Origin of the sequence: Nocardioides antri, from assembly GCF_008373765.1 — a bacterium.
GTDB classification, from domain to species: Bacteria; Actinomycetota; Actinomycetes; order Propionibacteriales; family Nocardioidaceae; genus Nocardioides; species Nocardioides antri.
The window spans coordinates 139,379-156,601 of record NZ_VUJW01000010.1 but is presented as its reverse complement, the minus strand read 5'-3'; the positions used below and the strand labels follow the sequence as shown (position 1 = coordinate 156,601).

The following is a 17,223-nucleotide window of genomic DNA, read 5'->3' as shown; positions in this document are numbered from 1 at the left end:
CATTGGCTGCTTGTCTCCTGCTCGTCGTCCACCGGCGTCCGATAACTGTAACTTGTTCTAGTTCTCTTACGAAAGGGTTTCGTATTGCGACGCTGAGAGGATCATCGGGTGCGCATCCTGTCGATCCAGTCCTCGGTCGCCTACGGCCACGTCGGCAACTCCGCCGCGGTGTTCCCGCTCCAGCGGCTGGGCCACGAGGTGTGGCCGGTCCTGACCGTTCACTTCTCGAACCACACCGGCTACGGCGCCTGGCGCGGGCCGCTGCTCGCGCCAGCCGACGTCCGGGAGGTGATCGCCGGCATCGGGGACCGCGGGGTCCTCGGTACGGCGGACGCCGTCCTCTCCGGCTACCAGGGCGACCCCGCGATGGGCGCGGTCATCCTGGAGGCGGTCGCAGAGGTGAAGTCGCTCAACGCGGCGGCGGTCTACTGCTGCGACCCCGTGATCGGCGACGTCGGCCGCGGGGTGTTCGTGCGGCCGGGGATCCCGGAGTTCATCCGGGACTCGGTGGTGCCGATGGCCGACATCCTCACCCCCAACCACTTCGAGCTCGACTTCCTGACCGGCCGGACCACCACGACGCCCGAGGAGGTGCTCGCGGCCGTCGACGAGCTGCGGGCAGTGGGACCTCGGGACGTGCTGGTGACCTCGGTCCGCTACCCGGAGGCCGCGAGCGAGATCGACGTCGTCGCGGTGTCGGACCGGGGCGCCTGGGCGGTCACCACTCCCCTGCTTCCGATCAGCCCCAACGGAGGGGGCGACCTGACGGCCGCGCTCTACCTCGCGCACCTGCTGGACACCGGTTCGCCCGCGAGCGCGCTGGAGCGCACGACCGGCGCGGTGTTCGCCGTGCTCGAGGCGACGCTGGCCGCCGCCACCCGCGAGCTGCAGCTGGTCGAGGCCCAGGACTTCATCGCCGATCCACGCGTGCGGTTCGGCGCCCGGCAGCTGCGCTGACTACGATGTCCGCGCGCCTCGACGAGGCGCGCGCCGGTGTAGCTCAGTTGGTAGAGCGCCTCTCTTGTAAAGAGGATGTCGCGGGTTCGACTCCTGTCACCGGCTCCCCACCATCTTCAACCTCACTTGAAGAATGGCGTCCGCCACGGCACGATCGCAGCCATGACCATGCTGACCATCGGCCAGCTCGCGGAGCGCGCAGGCGTCGCGACGAGCGCCATTCGCTTCTACGAGGAGAAGGGACTGGTGCACTCGACGCGGACGACGGGCAACCAGCGCCGCTACCCGCAGTCCACGCTGCGACGGGTGGCGTTCGTGCGAGCCGCGCAGCGGGTGGGGCTGACGCTCGAGGAGGTCGCGGAGGCGCTCGCGACGCTGCCGGACAACCGGACCCCGACGAAGTCCGACTGGCACAAGATCAGCCGGGAGTGGAAGCCGCGGCTCGAGGAGCAGATCCGCCGGATCCGGCTCCTGGAGCAGCGGCTGGACAGCTGCATCGGGTGCGGGTGCCTCAGCCTCAAGAGCTGCTCGCTGATGAACCCCGGTGACGTCGTCGGCGAGCAGGGCGGCAAGGGCGCGGTGCTGCTGGAGCCGTGACGGCGTACGGTGCCGGTATGGCGCTGCACGTGATCGCCAGCCGGGCCGGGCCGGCCGAGAAGACGGCCCTGCTGACCCTGCCCTGGTCGACCTCGCTCGAGGACTGGCCGGAGGAGTACTTCGTGCCGCTGCCGCGCGGCCTGTCGCGGCACGTCGTCCGCATCGTGCGTGCCGGTCAGCAGACCCTGGCGGTGAAGGAGACCGAGCCGGACATCGCGCTGCGGGAGTACCGGCTGCTCCGCGACCTGCGCCGGCTGGAGCTGCCGACGGTGGTGCCGAAGGGCGTGGTGACCGGGCGGACCGACCCCGCGGGCGAGGGGCTTCCGGCTGCATTGGTGACCGAGCACCTCCGGTTCTCGCTCCCCTACCGCAGCCTGTTCCGGCACGGGCTGGAGGCCGAGAACCTGCCGGCACTGGTCGACGCGCTCGTCGTACTCCTCGTGCGGCTGCACCTCGCCGACTTCTTCTGGGGCGACGTCTCCCTCTCGAACGTGCTGTTCCGCCGTGCGGCCGGGGGTTTCGCCGCCTACCTCGTCGACGCCGAGACCGGCGAGCTCAAGCCGACGCTGTCGGACCAGATGCGGGAGTACGACGTCACGGTGGCCTGCGAGAACGTGTTCGCCGAGCTGCTCGACCTGCAGGCCGGAGAGGAGCTCGACCCCGACGTGCGGGCGCACGAGATCGTGGACCTGCTCGACGAGCGCTACCACGCACTGTGGAACGAGCTCACCGCCGCCGAGGAGTTCGGGACCGACGAGATGTGGCGGATCGAGCAGCGGATCGAGCGGCTCAACGAGCTCGGCTTCGACGTCGACGAGCTCGACATCGTGACCGACCTCGGCGGCGACACCGTGCGGATCCAGCCGAAGGTCGTCGAGGCCGGCCACTACTCCCGCGAGCTGCAGGGGCTGACCGGGCTCGGCGTCGAGGACGCCCAGGCGCGCCGGCTCCTCAACGACCTGGCGGCCTACACCGCCCACCACGACCTCGGCCGGGAGGACCGCGCGGTCGTGGCCAACCAGTGGCTGACAACGGTCTACGAGCCGCTGGTCGCGATGATGCCGGCGGACCAGCGCGGCAAGCTCGAGCCGGCCGAGTTCTTCCACGAGGTGCTGGTGCACCGGTGGTTCCTCTCCGAGCGGGCCGGGCACGAGATCGACATCTTCGAGTCCGCCGCCGACTACATCGCGTCGGTGCTGCCGACGCGGCCCGATGAGTTGGTGGCGTCCGACTAGTCTCAAGCGTCGTGGACCTGCCCGTGATGCCGCCCGTCCAGCCGATGCTCGCCAAGGCGGTGACCGGCGTGCCGGATCCGGCCAAGTTCGACCCCGAAGGCCGGTACGACGGACTGGGGCTGAGCTTCGAGCCGAAGTGGGACGGCTTCCGCTGCCTGCTCTTCAAGGACCGCGATGAGGTCGAGCTGGCCAGTCGCAACACCAAGCCCCTGACCCGCTACTTCCCTGAGCTCGTGGCCGCCGCGCGCGAGCAGCTGCCCGCGCGGTGCGTGCTGGACGGCGAGATCTTCGTGGCCCTCAGCAGGGACGGCGCGAAGCGACGGCTGGAGTTCGAGGTGCTGCAGGAACGGATCCACCCCGCGAAGAGCCGGATCGACCTGCTGGCCGAGCAGACGCCGGCGAGCTTCGTCGCGTTCGACCTGCTCGCCCTCGACGACACGTCGTACGTCGACCGGCCGTTCGCCGATCGTCGCGCGACCCTCGAGCAGGCGCTCGCCGGCCTCGGCATCGAGGGCCCGTGCCACCTGACCCGCACCAGCCGCGACCCGGCGGTGGCCGAGCGCTGGTTCCACCAGTTCGAGGGCGCCGGCCTGGACGGCGTGGTCGCGAAGCCGATGGGTGCGCCGTACCAGCCCAACGCGCGCACTATGCTCAAGATCAAGCACGAGCGCACCGCCGACGTCGTGGTCGCTGGCATGCGCGAGCACAAGACCAGCACCCCCGAGCGACCGCTCCTCGGCAGCCTGCTGCTCGGCCTCTACGACGACGGCGAGCTCCAGCACGTCGGCGTCAGCGCCAGCTTCACCGAGAAGCGGCGGGCGGAGCTGTGGGAGGAGATGCAGGCCCTCGTCGTACCGATCGAGGACCACCCGTGGGGGCGGTGGCAGGAGTTCCTGGTGGCCAACCCGGGCCGCCAGCCCGGCACCCAGAGCCGTTGGAGCCAGGGCAAGGACCTGTCGTTCACCCCGTTGCGGCCGGAGCGCGTGCTCGAGGTGAAGTACGACGCCATGGAGGGTCGCCGCTTCCGGCACACCGCCCACTTCAAGCGCTGGCGCGACGACCGCGACCCCGAGTCGTGCGGGTACGACCAGCTCGAGCAGCCGGTGTCCTACGACCTCTCGGACGTGCTCGGCGGGTGAGGTCGACCAGCGCCTTCCGCGGGTGTACTACTGGATCATGGAGTCCATCGCCGAGAGGTACGACGTCGTCCTCCTCATCGAGCAGCCCCTCACCGCGGGCGATGCCGAGCAGGTCCGGTCGCTGCACCGGGACTTCGACGCCGACCTCGTCTACCACGTGCTGATGCCGCTCGTGGACGCGGCGGCCGCCGTCGAGGCGTCCCTCGGCGCGATCGGCGGGGCGGACCTGCTGGCTCCACCGATGACCCCGAGTCCCGACGAGCTCGCGAGCCTGCGCGAGGAGCAGCGGGAGCAGGCCGACCACGACCTGGTCGTCACCATCGACGCCCTCCGCGCCGCCGGCGCCGAGATCGGCAGCGCCGCGATCGTGACCGACCCTCCTGTCGACGCTCTCGCCGCGAAGGTCGCCGCCGTCGACGGCCGCGAGGCGATCGTCCTCACCCGGCCCCACGTCGTCGCGGAGTTCTTCCACGTCGACTGGACCTCCCGTGCCCGCCGCAAGCTCGGGGTGCCCGTGCTGCACCTGCTCGAGCACGAGAACTTCGACGAGCAGGCCGGAGGCGGCGAAGGCGTGACCGGCGTCTGAGTCGCTGGCGGGGCGCGGTCGGCGACATGGCTGCGTGACGCACGACGATCAACGCGCGTGGCCACACGCGACGTCCTTACCTGCAAGGAAGCTCGTCGCCAGGGGGTGATGGCGGCGGCGGAGGTTCCAGCCGAGAGCGCGAGACTGCTCGCCTCCCGCACCCTGCACGCCTCGCGCGTCGAGGACGCGGACGACCGCGTCGGTGAGCATCGACCCGCGGTCGAGAGCACTGTCGTAGAGGAACGGATCCACCGGCCGAGACTCGCACGTCCAGCGGCCGCCCGGACCCTTCGTCCACAGGCAGGCGGACTATCCGCCCAGCTCGACCACGATGTCGAGGTGCCCGGCGTGCCGGGCGTACTCGGCGAGGACGTGGAAGCAGATCCACTCCAGCGACGGCGGGTCGGCCGCGAAGCGCCCGCCCTGGGAGGACAGCGCGTCGAGGGGGTACGACGCGAGCACTTCCCGGGTGCGGGCTCCGATCGCCTCGAGCCGGTCGGCGAGCTCCTCGGCGCTGACGCCGTCGGCCACCTGCCACCTGCCTTCGACGCCGTCGCGCCAGGGTTCCTCGATGTCCCAGTCGCCCCACGGGTCGGCGACCGGCTCGCCGAGGAAGCCCCAGACGAACCAGCGCTGCTCCATGTGGAGGACGTGGCTGAGCAGCTCGACGGGCGTCCAGCCCGAGGGCACGAGCGAGGTGCGCTGCTGCTCGGGAGTCAGCCCGAGGACGCCGCGGATCATCTCGCTGCGGATCCAGTCGAGGTAGTCAGCCCAGCGCGCAGCGCCGGCCGGGCCGGACTTCGGTGGCTCCTCGCTGTTGCGCGCCATCCGCTGGTCCTCGCTCATCGGCGCTCCCCGCCGATCCAGTTGCCCTCGTCGTCCCAGTGCTCGGCGACCTTTTTGCTCGGCTGCACGCGCGGCGGCTCGCCGGGCATCTTGGGATAGTCGGGCGGGAAGTTGAGCTCGCCGCCGGGCAGCTCCTCCCACAGCCGCAGCAGCGGCTCGAGCGAGAACGCCTCGTCGTCGATGGTCGCCCAGGGGTCGCCGTCGGCGACCCGGTCGGGCACGGTGAACAGGTTGAACTCACGCGGGTCGGTGAGCTCGCCGAGCTCGTCCCAGGTCACCGGCGTGGAGACGGGGGCGCCAGGGATCGGTCGCAGGGAGTAGGCAGAGGCGATCGTGCGGTCCCGGTTGTTCTGGTTGTAGTCCACGAAGATCCGCTCGCCCCGCTCCTCCTTCCACCACGCCGTCGTCACGCCGTCGTCGCGGCGCTCGAGCTCGCGGCCGAAGCCGATCGCGGCGTGCCGTACGTCCTCGAACGTCCAGCGCGGCTCGATCCGCACGTAGATGTGGATCCCGCGGTTGCCCGAGGTCTTCGGGTAGCCCCGGATGCCGAGCTCCTCGAGCACCTCGCGGGCGAGGCCGGCCACCCGGACCGCGTCATCGAACGTCGTGCCGGGCTGCGGGTCGAGGTCGATCCGCAGCTCGTCGGGATGGTCGACGTCGGTACGACGCACCGGCCACGGGTGGAACGTCAGCGCGCCCATCTGGGCGCACCACACCGGCACCGCGATCTCGGTCGGGCAGATCTCCTCGGCCGTCCGACCGGACGGGAAGGTGATCTGCACCGACTCCAGGTAGTCGGGAGCGCCCTTCGGGACCCGCTTCTGGTAGAACGCCTCGGCGTCCTTGTCCCACGGGCCCGTGGCGAGCTTGAAGCCCTCGCGTACGCCGTTCGGCCACCGCTCCAGGGCGGTCGGCCGGTCGCGCAGGGCCCGCATGAGACCGTCGGCCACACTGGCGACGTACTCCGCCACCATCAGCTTGGTGACCTCGGGCGTGCGCTCGGTGGCCTCGTAGATCACCCGGTCGGCGCTGGAGATCCGCACCGCACGGTCACCGGCCTGCACCTCGACGGCAGTGCTCTTCGCCATGCCGCCGACCTTAACGGCCGGCACCTACGGCTCAGCGACGGAAGTCGGCGACCACCCGGAAGTGCGCACGCTTGGTCAGCGTGGTGCCGACCGGGATGTCGGTCTCGTTCGCACGCGTCTGGAACTGGACGAACATCGTGTAGTCGCCCGGCCGCACCCGGAAGGTCAGGTCGCCGTGCGGACGCGGACGGATCCGGTCGACGATCGGGTTGCCGTTGCGTGAGACGAAGATCTGCTCGATCTGTCCGGCGCGTCCCCGGTCCCACTCGAGGACGACCCGGCCACGGCGCTCGACGTGCAGGCCGGCGCTCGACTGCGAGTCGGCGATCGCCCCGAACCGGCAGTCGACCGGGTCGAGGTTGTTGACCCTGACCAGCTGGTCGGCCGAGAACACGACCTTGTCGAACGCCCCGGTGGCGGCGTCGGCGACGCCCGAGGTCGCGTTCTCGACCCGGCCGCGCGCGCTGATGGTCGTCGGGTCGCTCGCGACGAAGTTCCTCGCCACGCTCGCCGTCCGGCGACCGGTCGCGGCGTTGAAGGTCCGCTGCTCGTCGGCCGGCGGCCGGTCGACGACACATCCGGCGACGTTGACCCTGCCGTAGGCGAACGCGCCGAGGTCCCCGTCGACGGCAGGCGCCGCCGAAGCAGGCGACGCCGGGAGGAGGGTGCCGGCAGTGGTGAGGGCGAGAGCGGCGGCGCAGAGCCCGCGGCGCAGCGGGAGGATCGAGGTCATGCCGGTCACGTTAGGAAGCGGATACCGGATCCCGAATCAGGGGTATCCCCCTATCATCGGCAAAATCCCAGGACCGCCGTGCAACCTCTGCACGGCAGGACGCGTCGGAGGTTGTGTGAAGGCGACACTCTCGGCGGCCCTCGTGCTGGCTGCCCTCACTGTCCTGCCCCAGCCCGTCGAGGCCCACGCTCCCGGCCAGCCGACCTGTCGCGGCGAGGTGGCGACCCACGTCGGCATCTCGGGCGAGGAGCTCACGACCACGCCCGGTCCGGACGTCGTGGTGACGAACGGCGCGAGCGTCGTACGCACGCTCAACGGCGCCGACGTCATCTGCGTGACGCGCCTGCGCCCCGCCTACGTCGTTCCCGGCGGGGGCGACGACCTGGTCGACGCGACCCGGTTCCGCGGCGACCGCCTCGCGACGGTGCTCGGCGAGACGGGTGTCGAGGGCAGCTCGGGTGATGACCGGTTCCTCGGCGGCCCCCAGGTCGACCGGGTGTACGTGCGGTCGGGCGTGGCCGCGGACCGCAAGCTGGTCCGGACCGACGGCGGGAAGGACTACGTCAAGGTCGACCGGCAGTACCCGGGCGACGTGGTGGCCGAGCTGGGCAAGGAGGGGGACACGCTGTCGGCGGACCGCCCGCGGGCCGGGCTCGTGGTCGACGGCGACGAGGGGCCCGACGAGCTCACCACCACCTGCCGCGGCTGCTCCACGGCGTCGTTCGACCTCGAGACCGGGACGATCGCGATCGACGGGAAGGCGAGCGGCGAGGCGACCGGCTTCCAGGTGCTCGACGTCGTCCGCGCCGGCACCCACGTCGTGCCGGCGGTCACGGTGCGCGGGGGGAACGACGCCAACCACGTCTCCGTCGCGGCCTGCCGCAGCTCGTTGCTCGGCCGCGGCGGCAACGACCGCCTGCAGGCAGCCGGCAGCGGCGGGTGCGAGCGGGTCCGGACCGTCGCCCAGGGCGGCGGTGGGGACGACCTGATGGTCGGCACCACCGGGAACGACGAGCTGTACGGCGGCCTCGGCCGCGACACCGCCACCGGCGACCGCGGTCGCGACCTCTGCAGGGCCGAGGTCGAGGAGAGCTGCGAGCGCTGAGCCCGCGTCACTCCGAGTCGGCCGGCTCCAGGGTCAGACTGATCGAGTTGATGCAGTAGCGGTCACCCGTCGGGGTGCCGTAGCCGTCGGGGAAGACGTGGCCGAGGTGCGAGCCGCAGTTCGCGCAGCGGACCTCGGTGCGCTTCATCCCGTGGGAGTTGTCCTCGATGTACTCGATCGTGTCGCTGAGGGGCTGGTAGAAGCTCGGCCAGCCGCAACCGGAGTGGAACTTCGTGTCCGACTCGAAGAGCTTGGCCTGGCACGCCTTGCAACGGTAGACACCCTTGGTCTCGACGTCGGTGTACTCACCGGTGAACGCCCGCTCTGTGCCGGCCTTGCGGAGCACGGCGTACTCCTCGGGAGTGAGCTCCGAGCGCCACTCCTCGTCGGTCTTCTCCACGTTGTAGGTCATGTCGCCGAGGCTACCCAGCGGCCGGTGCGATCACGCCGGCCTCGGGTAAAGAATCGCCGCCACGGGCCGGTCAGGGCAGCCGGTCGATCAGGTCGGCGACGTCGACCCGGGCGCCGGTGTAGAACGGCACCTCCTCGCGCACGTGGCGGCGGGTCTCGGAGCCGCGCAGGTGGCGCATGAGGTCGACGATCCGGGTCAGGTCGTCGGCTTCGAACGCGAGGATCCACTCGTAGTCGCCGAGCGCGAACGACGGCACCGTGTTGGCCCGGACGTCGGGGTAGTCGCGCGCCATCTGGCCGTGCTCCGCGAGCAGGCGGCGACGCTCTGCGTCCTCGAGGAGGTACCACTCGTAGGAGCGGACGAAGGGGTAGACAGCGACGTAGGCGTGGGCGCGCTCGTCGGCGAGAAAGGCCGGCAGGTGGCTGCGGTTGAACTCCGCCGGCCGGTGCAGCGCCATCTGCGACCACACCGGCGCCAGCCGCGAGCCGAACGCCGTACGGCGGAGCCGGTGATAGGCCTGCTGGAGCCGGTCGCTGGACTCCGCGTGCCACCACACCATGAGGTCGGCGTCGGCGCGGAGACCGGCGACGTCGTAGACCCCGCGCACCACGACGTCCTCGCCGGCGAGATCGGCGAGCAGGGCCTCGACCTCGGCCGCCTCGCTCTTGCGCACGACGTCGTCGCCGCCGAGCGGACGCTCGAGCCTGAACACCGACCACATCGTGAAGCGGACGGTGTCGTTGAGCTCGTTGATCTTGGCGGCGTTGGACTTGATGTGCGCCTGCGGGTCGCTCATGCCTCCATTGTGGCGCCGTCGGTGGTTGAGGTGCGAGGCGCCCCGGCGCCGAGCCTCGAAACCTCCGTCGCCTTGGTTCGAGGCTCGCTCCGCTCGCACCTCAACCAGCGGCGGCGACCTCGCCCGCCGCCCGGTGCCCCGATGCGACGCAGGCGGCGATGCCGACGCCGTCGTAGGCCGCTCCGCAGACGGCCAGGCCCGGCACCTCGGCGACGGCGGCCCGGATCCGGGCGACCCGTTCGACGTGGCCGACGGCGTACTGCGGCAGTCCCCCGCCCCACCGCTGGACGACGGCGTCGACGGGCGCCGCCGTCAAGCCGGTCGCGGCAGCGAGGTCCTCGAGAGAAGCCCGGACCAGCTCGTCGTCGGGCACCTGGAGGGCCTGCTCCTCGCCGTGCCGGCCGAGCGAGGTGCGGAACAACAAGAGGTCCGTTTGGTGGTCGAGCTTGTCGAGACCCGCCGCCCGCACCCACTCCCACTTGGCGAACGAGAACGTCGCGGCTTTCACCGCGCGGCCGTCGACTGGCGGCACCAGGAACCCGGAGGCGCCGACGTCGATCGCGGCGGTGACGTCGGGGTCGGCGCGGAACGCGAAGGTGACGAGCGCGGACGACGCGTAGTCGATCCCCGCGAGCTCACGCGCCGCGACCGGCGCGAGGTCGGCCAGCATCCGTGCGGTGGGCGCGGCAGGGGTCGCGACGACGACGCCGTCCGCGGCCTCCACCGAGACGATCCCGAGCTGGTCGGCGACGACGGCGAGGCCCTCGGGAGTACGCCGCACCTCCCGCACGACCACGTCCCGGCGGACGTCGACCCGGCCGCTTCCGGCGAGGGCTGCGGCGACCGCTTCCGGGAGCTGCCACATCCCTCCCGGGACGCCGGCGAAGACCGGCGCAGCCGCCGTCGGCGGATCCGGGACGCTGATCTGGTCGCGAGTGAGCAGGTCGAGGAGCTGCGGGACGGCAGCGCGGGCGGAGATGGCGCGGGCCTGTCCGGCGTACACCCCGCCCAGCAGCGGCTCGACGAGACGATCGACCACCTCGTCGCCGTACCGCGCGGCGACGAGGTCGCCGACGGAGACGTCGCCGTCCGGGTGCGGGACCTGCTGGTGGCGCGCGCGGGTGACGCCCTCCGGGGAGAGGATCCCGCTGGCCTCGAGCTGGTCGAGGTCGAGGGGGGCGCCCATCAGCGTCCGCGGGAGCGGACGCAGCGCGCCGCGGGTCCAGACCCGCGAGGTGGCCGCGGTGGGATGCGTGACCGGTAGCCCGACCGCGGTCGCGAGGGCGACCGCCTCCGGCCGGCGGTTGATCATCGCCTCCGCGCCGACGTCGACGGTCACGCCGGCGACCTCTCCACGCCGCAGCTTGCCGCCGAGCCGGTCGGTCGCCTCGAGGAGGAGGACGTCGTGGCCGGCGTCCGCGAGATCGCGGGCAGCGGTGAGCCCGCTGATCCCGCCACCCACCACGATGAACCGCCGCACGGGTCAAGCGTGGCAGACGACGCGCAGGCCATGATGGGGGCATGTCCACCCCCAACGCGCGCCTGGCGGTCCTCATCGACGCCGACAACACCTCGCCCAAGCATGCCCGGGCTCTCTTCGACGAGCTGGCGTCGTACGGCGTGGCGACGGTGAAGCGCGCGTACGGCGACTGGACGACCCCGCAGCTCAGCGGCTGGAAGAAGGAGCTCAACCAGCACGCGATCGCGCCGAAGCAGCAGTTCGCCTACACCACCGGCAAGAACTCCACCGACTCCGCCCTGATCATCGACGCGATGGACCTGCTCTACACCGGCAACGTCGACGCCTTCGCGCTGGTGTCGAGCGACAGCGACTTCACCGGCCTCGCCACCCGGCTGCGGGAGTCGGGCAAGACCGTCTACGGCATCGGTCTGAAGAAGACCCCGGCCTCGCTGGTGGCGGCGGTCGACCGGTTCATCTACCTGGAGGTGCTCGGCGACAACGACAGCCAGAGCAGGCCGGCCGAGGCCGGGGACACCACCGACACCGGGGACCCGACCTCGGACGAGGCTCCGCTGCCCAACCTGCAGAGCCTGCTGACCCGGGCGATCAACGCGACGTCCGGCGACGACGGCGCGGTGTCGGTGAGCGCCCTGGGCAACTACCTCCGCTCGGCCAGCGCGTCGTTCGACCCGCGCCTCTACGGGAAGCCGAAGCTGTCGACGCTGCTCCAGGGCGAGCCCTACCTGACCGTCACCGGCAGCGGCAGCGGGATGCAGGTCAGCCTCAAGTCACGAGCGCCCGCGACGAGCGCCCCCGTCAAGAAGGCGTCGGCGAGGAAGGCGACCGCGAGGAAGAAGGCCTAGCGGAGCGGGTAGCTCTGCACGAACTCCGTCAGCCGGGCCAGCTGGTCGGGGTCCGTCGTCGGGATCACGCCGTGGCCGAGGTTGAAGACGTGGCCCTTCGCGGCGCGGCCGGCCTCGATGATCTCCGCGGCGCGGGCGGTCATCACGTCGGTCGGGGCGAACACCAGCGTCGGGTCGAGGTTGCCCTGCACGGCGCGGTCGCCCACCATCGGGATCGCCGTCGGCAGCGGCGTGCGCCAGTCGACACCGACCACGTCGGCACCCGCCTCGCCCATGAGGGTGAGCAGGTTCGTCGTACCGACGCCGAAGTGGATGCGGGGTACGCCGAGCGCGCCCACCCGCTCCAGCACCGACGCGGAGTGCGGCATCACGTGGCGCTCGTAGTCACCGGGCGTCAGCGCGCCGGCCCACGAGTCGAAGAGCTGGATTGCGGAGGCGCCCGCTGCGACCTGGACCTCGAGGAACGCAGCGGAGATCCCGGCGATCTTGCGCATCAGCGCGTCCCAGACGTCGGGCGCCCCGAACATGAGGGCCTTGGTCTTGGCGTGCTCCTTGGACGGGCCGCCCTCGACGAGGTAGGACGCGACGGTGAACGGCGCTCCCGCGAACCCGATCAGCGGGGTGCCGCCGTTCATGCCGGCGAGCTCACCGGTGAGGGTGCGAACGGCCTCGGTGATGAACGGGACGTGGTCGGGCGTGAGGTCGGGGATCGCCTCGACGTCGGCCACGGTCCGGACCGGGCGGGCGACGACCGGACCGACCCCGGGCTTGATGTCGAGGTCGACACCGACTGCCTTCAGCGGCAGCACGATGTCGGAGAAGAAGATCGCGGCGTCGACGCCGTAGCGGCGGACCGGCTGGAGCGTGATCTCCGTCACCAGCTCGGCGTTCATGCACGACTCGAGCATGTTGGTGCCCTCGCGGACCGCGAGGTACTCCGGGAGGGAACGGCCGGCCTGCCGCATGAACCACACCGGGATGTGGGGCACGGGCTCGCCACGCACCGCCTTGAGGAATGCGCTGTCGCTGAGGTCGTGAGGCTGTCCCATGTCAGGGAAAGGCTCTCAGGTTGCCTCGTCCTGCGCACATCGCCGGCGGCGCTTGCCGACCCCGCCGCAGCCCCTGGACCGGGCCTGCGGGGCGGCGCGCCGCGGGTCGGATCCCCGCGGCGTCTCCTATGGTGGCCCTATGGTCGCCCGGCAGGAGACGCACCAGGGGTCCGGCGCTGCCGGCGAGCCCCCGGAGTTCCTTGCCGCCGTGGCCAGCATGCGAGCGGCTGTCCTGCGGCCGGAGGTCTTCTGCGAGGAGATGCCGGCGCCGCAGCGGATCGCGCCCTACGCGACCGCGCTCTCCGCCGATGTGACGGTGGACGGCGAGGAGGTCGCGACCGGCCGGATCGTGCTGCTGCACGACCCTGCCGGCAACGACGCGTGGGACGGCACCTACCGCTGCGTGGCCTACTGCCGCGCCGAGATCGACCACGCGCTCGCGACCGACCCGATGCTGACCGACGTCGGGTGGACGTGGCTGACCGACGCGCTCGAGTCGCATGGCGCGGCGCACATCATGCTGTCGGGCACGGTCACCAGGGTCGCGACGGACAGCTACGGCACCATGGCCGGCGACGGCGGCTCGGCGCAGCTGGAGGTGCGGGCGTCGTGGACGCCGACCGACGCGCCGCAGCTGGCCGCCCACGTCGAGGCCTGGGGCGAGCTGCTCTGCACGGCAGGCGGGCTCGAGCCGGTGCCCGACGGGGTCGCGGTGATGCCCTCGCGACGTGGCCAGCGAGGCTCAACGCTCTGATGCCGTCGGAAGACGTCCCCGCCCCCGAGACCGATCCGGAGGCCGAGGCGGCCCAGCCCGAAGCCCAGCCCGAAGCCCAGCCCGAGGTCGAGCCCGAGGTGGCGCTGCTCGCGCTCGGCGACGGCCTGCCACCGGTGATCGAGACCGACGAGGCGCTGGCGGAGTACGCCGCCAAGGTGGCCGCCGGCACCGGGCCGGTCGCGATCGACGCCGAGCGGGCGTCGGGCTACCGCTACTCCAATCGCGCCTACCTGATCCAGGTCCGCCGGGAGGGCGCCGGCACCGGGCTGATCGACCCCATCCCGCTGTCGTCGCTCGCCCCGCTGCAGGAGGCGATCGGGGACGCGGAGTGGATCCTGCACGCCGCGACGCAGGACCTGCCCTGCCTGGCGGAGGTCGGCCTCACGCCGGCGTCGCTGTTCGACACCGAGCTCGCAGGGCGGCTGCTGAACTACCCGCGGGTCGGGCTCGCCACCCTGGTCGAGACGCTGCTGGGCGCCCGGATGAAGAAGGAGCACTCCGCCGTCGACTGGTCGACGCGGCCGCTGCCCGAGCCGTGGCTGGAGTACGCCGCGCTCGACGTCGAGGTGCTCGTCGAGCTGCGCCAGCTGCTCGCCGACCAGCTCGTCGCGGCCGGCAAGGAGGACTGGGCACGTCAGGAGTTCGACAACCTGCGCTCGTTCGAGCCGACCGTCCGGGCAGAGGCGTGGCGTCGTACGTCGGGGCTGCACAAGGTGCGGGGGCGCCGCGCGCTCGCCGCCGTCCGGGCGCTGTGGGAGGCCCGCGACGCGCTGGCCCGTGAGCGGGACGTCACGCCCGGCCGGCTGATCCCGGACGCCTCGATCATCGCGGCCGCGACCGCGATGCCGACCAGCCGGGCCGCGTTGATGTCCACGCCGGGCTTCCACGGCCGCGGCGCGTCGCGCTTCGCGCCGGTCTGGCTGGAGGCGTTGCGGAAGGCTGCCGAGATGGACGAGGCCGACCTGCCGAGCCGCACCCCTCGCGGCGACGGCCCGCCGGCGCCGCGGGCGTGGGCCGAGAAGAGCCCGGTGGCCGCCCGCCGGCTCGAGCTGGCGCGCGCCGCGGTCGCGGCGCTCGCCGAGAAGCACGACCTCCCGGCCGAGAACCTGCTGACGCCCGACCACCTCCGCCGCGTGATGTGGGAGCCGCCGGCCACGCGGGACCCCGTGGAGCTGCTCGAGCGGATCATCGACCAGCTCGGCGACCTCGGCTCGCGCAGCTGGCAGATCGGCCTCACCGCTCCGGCGCTCGCGCAGGCCGTGCTCCTCGCCGAGGCCCCGACGAGCGAGACGTAGCCGCCGGCTAGGGAGTCGAGGTCACCGATCCGGACGGGTTCTGCTCGTCCGTCGGCTCGGTTTCCTCCGGGTCGAGGACCGCCTTCGACTTCTCGTCGATCGCCTCGAGCTCGGCGTCGAGCTCCTCCTCGAACAGCGGCTGGGTGAGCAGGCGGGTGAGGTCGGGGTCGACCGCGGCCTCGAGCTGCGGCCAGACGTCGAGGAGCGGCGGCAGGACGATGGAGCGGGTCGCAGCCACGAAGGCGCGGGCGTTGGCGGGCTGCCGGCCCGGCTGGAGGAACGCGTCGGAGAAGGCGACGTCGATCTTCGTCGGCATGAGGTAGCCGGTCGACGCGATCGTGCTGAGCGCCTCGTTGCTGAGCAGGTTGACCAGGAAGTCCGCGGACTGCTCGACGCGCTCCTGCGGCCCGTCGGCGACGCACACGCCGATCAGGTCGCCGACGGTCGCGTCGCCGTCGAGCTCGGGCATCGGCATCACGTCGAAGTCGAGGCCCTCGGTCTCCCGGAGCACCGGCGTGAGGTCGCGGTAGCCGGCGATCATGCCGAGGCGGCCGTCCTGGAACCACTCGAGCGCCGTCTTCTGGCGCACCTGCCGGTTGGTGAGGGTGATCGTCGGGTCGCGGAGCACCTCGAGGGTCTGCCGGAGCGAGTCGACCGAGTCCTCGTCGGAGAGCGCGAGCGAGGACGGGTCACCCTCGTCGTCGAACAGCTGGCCGCCGCCGGCGTAGACGAACGGCGCCAGGCCCTCCAGCGTCGGCTCGATGTAGACGCCCTTGGAGTCCATCCGGGGCCGGCTCGCGAAGGTCGCCGCCGCACGGAACATCTCGAGCGACCAGTACTCCTGGTCCTCCGGCGGGACCGGCAGGTCGCGGTTGGCCATCTTCTCGAAGTCGATGAGGTCGGTGTTGTAGTAGATGACCATCGGCGAGCTCGCGTAGGGCATGCACTGCAGGTTGTCCTCGGCGGCGAACGCCGAGAGCACGTCGCGCGGGAACTCGTCGCCGAAGGACACCCCGCGCGGGTCGAGCAGGTCGAGCAGGGGCCGGTTGCGATCAGCCTCGAGCGTCTCGGCGAGCTCGTCGCGCGGCAGGAGGTAGAGGTCCGGCGTCACCTCGCCGGACCGGATGTCGGCGAGCATGGACTTCGCGTCGGGCCAGGCCTCGACGTGGACGTCGACCACGGTCGAATCGTGGTTGTAGTCCTCCACCACCTCGCGATAGGCGGCGACCTCCGCGTCGTTGCCCCAGACCGCGAACACAAGCCGCGACATCCCGTGCGTGCTCGTCGTCGGTCCGTCGCCGCCGTTGCGGACGGGACCCTCGCCGTCGGAGTAGAGGACCATCGCGACCACGACAGCGATCGCCACGACGACGACGGCGGCGGACGTGCGCCAGTCGAAGCGGCCCAGGCTGAACATCGCGGTCTCTCTCCCCTGTCGTGGTCCGGCGTCACCCTACCCAGCAGTAAGGACAGCCGCCGAAAGAATGCCGCGCCGCACCCCGCGGTGTTCGAGTGCGCCGGGCCGGGAGCGCCTCACGGCGCGTGGCCGCTCGTAGCGGCTGATTTTGGGACCCGGGGCTGCCGCGACCCGGCGCACTCGAAGGTCCACTGTAAGGGACGCGCGGTGACATGCGGGCCATTCAGCCCAGTCCGCCGCAGCCCAGTCAGCCCAGTCAGCCCAGCCCACGCTCGAGCTCGACGTGCCCGGCAGCCTCGAGCTGCTCGGCGAGGCCGAGCATGCGGCGTACGCCGTCATCGCTGGTGCCGGGCAGGGTCGCCCGGCCCGTCGCGACGACCCGGGCGAACGCGGCGGCGCGGAACAGCACGTCGGCGAAGTCGGCGCTGGCGATCCCGCGGAGCACCGCGTCGATCATCGCCCGGAGCTCGTCGGGACCGGGCGGGTCCGCGACCCCGGCGACGACCCGCGCCACCTGTGCCGCGCCGCGACCGGCCTCGAACTCGCGCGCCACGCCGGCCGGCTCGGCGTAGACCCACGACCGGAGGAGGTAGAGCCGCCACAGGCAGCCGGCGAGCGAGTCGGGCGCGGAGCCCGACCACACCTCGGCGATCGCCTCGATGCCCTCGCTGTCGGCGAGGTGAACCAACCGGTCGGCGACAGCGGAGTCCGTGCTCTCCCGAGCACCGCGGACCAGCAGGGTCGCCGCGCGGTCCGCCGCCTCCTGCAGTAGCTCGGGATCACTGCCCGCTGCGAACGCGTCGAAGAAGTGCGCCGACCGCGCGATCGGCCGGTGGTGCGACCTGGCTCCCTCACCCATCCGGCAAGA

19 protein-coding genes and 1 tRNA gene are annotated in these 17,223 nt (G+C 71.9%); 10 read left to right on the top strand and 10 right to left on the bottom strand.

The genetic code is table 11. The features are described 5' to 3' along the window. The first annotated feature begins 108 nt into the window (after positions 1–108). From pdxY to F0U47_RS16400, 6 genes are all read left to right on the top strand, one after another. Entirely contained in the window at positions 109–957 is an 849-nt protein-coding gene (pdxY, locus tag F0U47_RS16425) for a pyridoxal kinase PdxY (RefSeq protein ID WP_149751551.1), read from the top strand. 32 nt (positions 958–989) lie between these two features. Continuing rightward, a tRNA-Thr gene (locus F0U47_RS16420) sits at positions 990–1,062 on the top strand. A gap of 57 nt (positions 1,063–1,119) precedes the next feature. Then, positions 1,120–1,554: a redox-sensitive transcriptional activator SoxR gene (gene soxR, locus F0U47_RS16415; RefSeq protein WP_149751550.1), complete on the top strand. Its 435-nt coding sequence runs from the start codon at positions 1,120–1,122 to the stop codon at positions 1,552–1,554. Between the two features lie 17 nt (positions 1,555–1,571). After that, a complete protein-coding gene (locus tag F0U47_RS16410) occupies positions 1,572–2,789 on the top strand; it encodes a DUF4032 domain-containing protein (RefSeq protein ID WP_149751549.1) in 1,218 nt (405 codons plus the stop codon). An 11-nt stretch (positions 2,790–2,800) separates the two neighbouring features. Then, a complete protein-coding gene (locus F0U47_RS16405; protein WP_188111391.1) occupies positions 2,801–3,928 on the top strand; it encodes an ATP-dependent DNA ligase in 1,128 nt (375 codons plus the stop codon). A 37-nt stretch (positions 3,929–3,965) separates the two neighbouring features. Continuing rightward, positions 3,966–4,514 carry a hypothetical protein gene (locus tag F0U47_RS16400; protein WP_149751548.1) on the top strand — a complete coding sequence of 183 codons (549 nt, stop codon included), beginning with the start codon at positions 3,966–3,968 and terminating at the stop codon, positions 4,512–4,514. Positions 4,515–4,562: 48 nt separating this feature from the next. On the opposite strand, the gene F0U47_RS16395 is transcribed toward F0U47_RS16400, so the two are convergent. From F0U47_RS16395 to F0U47_RS16380, 4 genes are read right to left on the bottom strand one after another with little or no spacing between them, the layout of a single operon-like run. After that, positions 4,563–4,766 (bottom strand): hypothetical protein, encoded by a 204-nt coding sequence (locus tag F0U47_RS16395; protein ID WP_149751547.1) that lies wholly within the window; start codon positions 4,764–4,766, stop codon positions 4,563–4,565. 57 nt (positions 4,767–4,823) lie between these two features. Next, positions 4,824–5,360, bottom strand: a complete 537-nt coding sequence (locus F0U47_RS16390) for a mycothiol transferase (protein ID WP_246159667.1) — start codon at positions 5,358–5,360, stop codon at positions 4,824–4,826. Continuing rightward, complete coding sequence (locus F0U47_RS16385; RefSeq protein ID WP_149751546.1) at positions 5,357–6,448, bottom strand: DNA polymerase domain-containing protein; 1,092 nt, start codon at positions 6,446–6,448, stop codon at positions 5,357–5,359. Before F0U47_RS16385 ends, F0U47_RS16390 begins: the two co-directional genes overlap by 4 nt. A gap of 31 nt (positions 6,449–6,479) precedes the next feature. Beyond that, positions 6,480–7,181, bottom strand: coding sequence for a hypothetical protein (locus tag F0U47_RS16380; RefSeq protein ID WP_149751545.1), 702 nt, complete (start codon positions 7,179–7,181; stop codon positions 6,480–6,482). A 115-nt stretch (positions 7,182–7,296) separates the two neighbouring features. Between F0U47_RS16380 and F0U47_RS16375 the strand changes: the two genes are divergently transcribed. Beyond that, positions 7,297–8,286, top strand: a complete 990-nt coding sequence (locus tag F0U47_RS16375) for a hypothetical protein (protein ID WP_149751544.1) — start codon at positions 7,297–7,299, stop codon at positions 8,284–8,286. A 7-nt stretch (positions 8,287–8,293) separates the two neighbouring features. Here the strand turns inward: F0U47_RS16375 and msrB are convergent, their stop codons facing one another. The 3 genes from msrB to F0U47_RS16360 all read right to left on the bottom strand — a co-directional run bounded on the left by msrB (position 8,294) and on the right by F0U47_RS16360 (position 10,974). Next, positions 8,294–8,698 (bottom strand): peptide-methionine (R)-S-oxide reductase MsrB, encoded by a 405-nt coding sequence (msrB, locus tag F0U47_RS16370; RefSeq protein ID WP_149751543.1) that lies wholly within the window; start codon positions 8,696–8,698, stop codon positions 8,294–8,296. A 70-nt stretch (positions 8,699–8,768) separates the two neighbouring features. Then, a complete protein-coding gene (gene hemQ / locus F0U47_RS16365) occupies positions 8,769–9,494 on the bottom strand; it encodes a hydrogen peroxide-dependent heme synthase (protein ID WP_149751542.1) in 726 nt (241 codons plus the stop codon). A gap of 100 nt (positions 9,495–9,594) precedes the next feature. Continuing rightward, positions 9,595–10,974 (bottom strand): protoporphyrinogen/coproporphyrinogen oxidase, encoded by a 1,380-nt coding sequence (locus F0U47_RS16360; protein WP_149751541.1) that lies wholly within the window; start codon positions 10,972–10,974, stop codon positions 9,595–9,597. Positions 10,975–11,015: 41 nt separating this feature from the next. Between F0U47_RS16360 and F0U47_RS16355 the strand changes: the two genes are divergently transcribed. After that, positions 11,016–11,819 (top strand): NYN domain-containing protein, encoded by an 804-nt coding sequence (locus F0U47_RS16355; RefSeq protein WP_149751540.1) that lies wholly within the window; start codon positions 11,016–11,018, stop codon positions 11,817–11,819. On the opposite strand, the gene hemE is transcribed toward F0U47_RS16355, so the two are convergent. Next, a complete protein-coding gene (gene hemE, locus F0U47_RS16350) occupies positions 11,816–12,868 on the bottom strand; it encodes a uroporphyrinogen decarboxylase (RefSeq protein ID WP_149751539.1) in 1,053 nt (350 codons plus the stop codon). The two genes, F0U47_RS16355 and hemE, sit on opposite strands and share 4 nt — an antisense overlap. Positions 12,869–13,007: 139 nt before the next feature. Here hemE and F0U47_RS16345 point away from each other — a divergent pair, with 139 nt between their 5' ends. Next, positions 13,008–13,622 carry a DUF3000 domain-containing protein gene (locus tag F0U47_RS16345; protein WP_149751538.1) on the top strand — a complete coding sequence of 205 codons (615 nt, stop codon included), beginning with the start codon at positions 13,008–13,010 and terminating at the stop codon, positions 13,620–13,622. Continuing rightward, positions 13,622–14,938 (top strand): HRDC domain-containing protein, encoded by a 1,317-nt coding sequence (locus F0U47_RS16340; protein ID WP_149751537.1) that lies wholly within the window; start codon positions 13,622–13,624, stop codon positions 14,936–14,938. The genes F0U47_RS16345 and F0U47_RS16340 overlap by 1 nt, the downstream gene beginning before the upstream one ends. 7 nt (positions 14,939–14,945) lie before the next feature. On the opposite strand, the gene F0U47_RS16335 is transcribed toward F0U47_RS16340, so the two are convergent. Together F0U47_RS16335 and F0U47_RS16330 are read right to left on the bottom strand one after the other, a co-directional pair. After that, positions 14,946–16,355 carry an extracellular solute-binding protein gene (locus F0U47_RS16335; RefSeq protein ID WP_149751536.1) on the bottom strand — a complete coding sequence of 470 codons (1,410 nt, stop codon included), beginning with the start codon at positions 16,353–16,355 and terminating at the stop codon, positions 14,946–14,948. A 256-nt stretch (positions 16,356–16,611) separates the two neighbouring features. Further along, a complete protein-coding gene (locus tag F0U47_RS16330) occupies positions 16,612–17,214 on the bottom strand; it encodes a hypothetical protein (RefSeq protein ID WP_149751535.1) in 603 nt (200 codons plus the stop codon). Positions 17,215–17,223 lie beyond the last annotated feature (9 nt).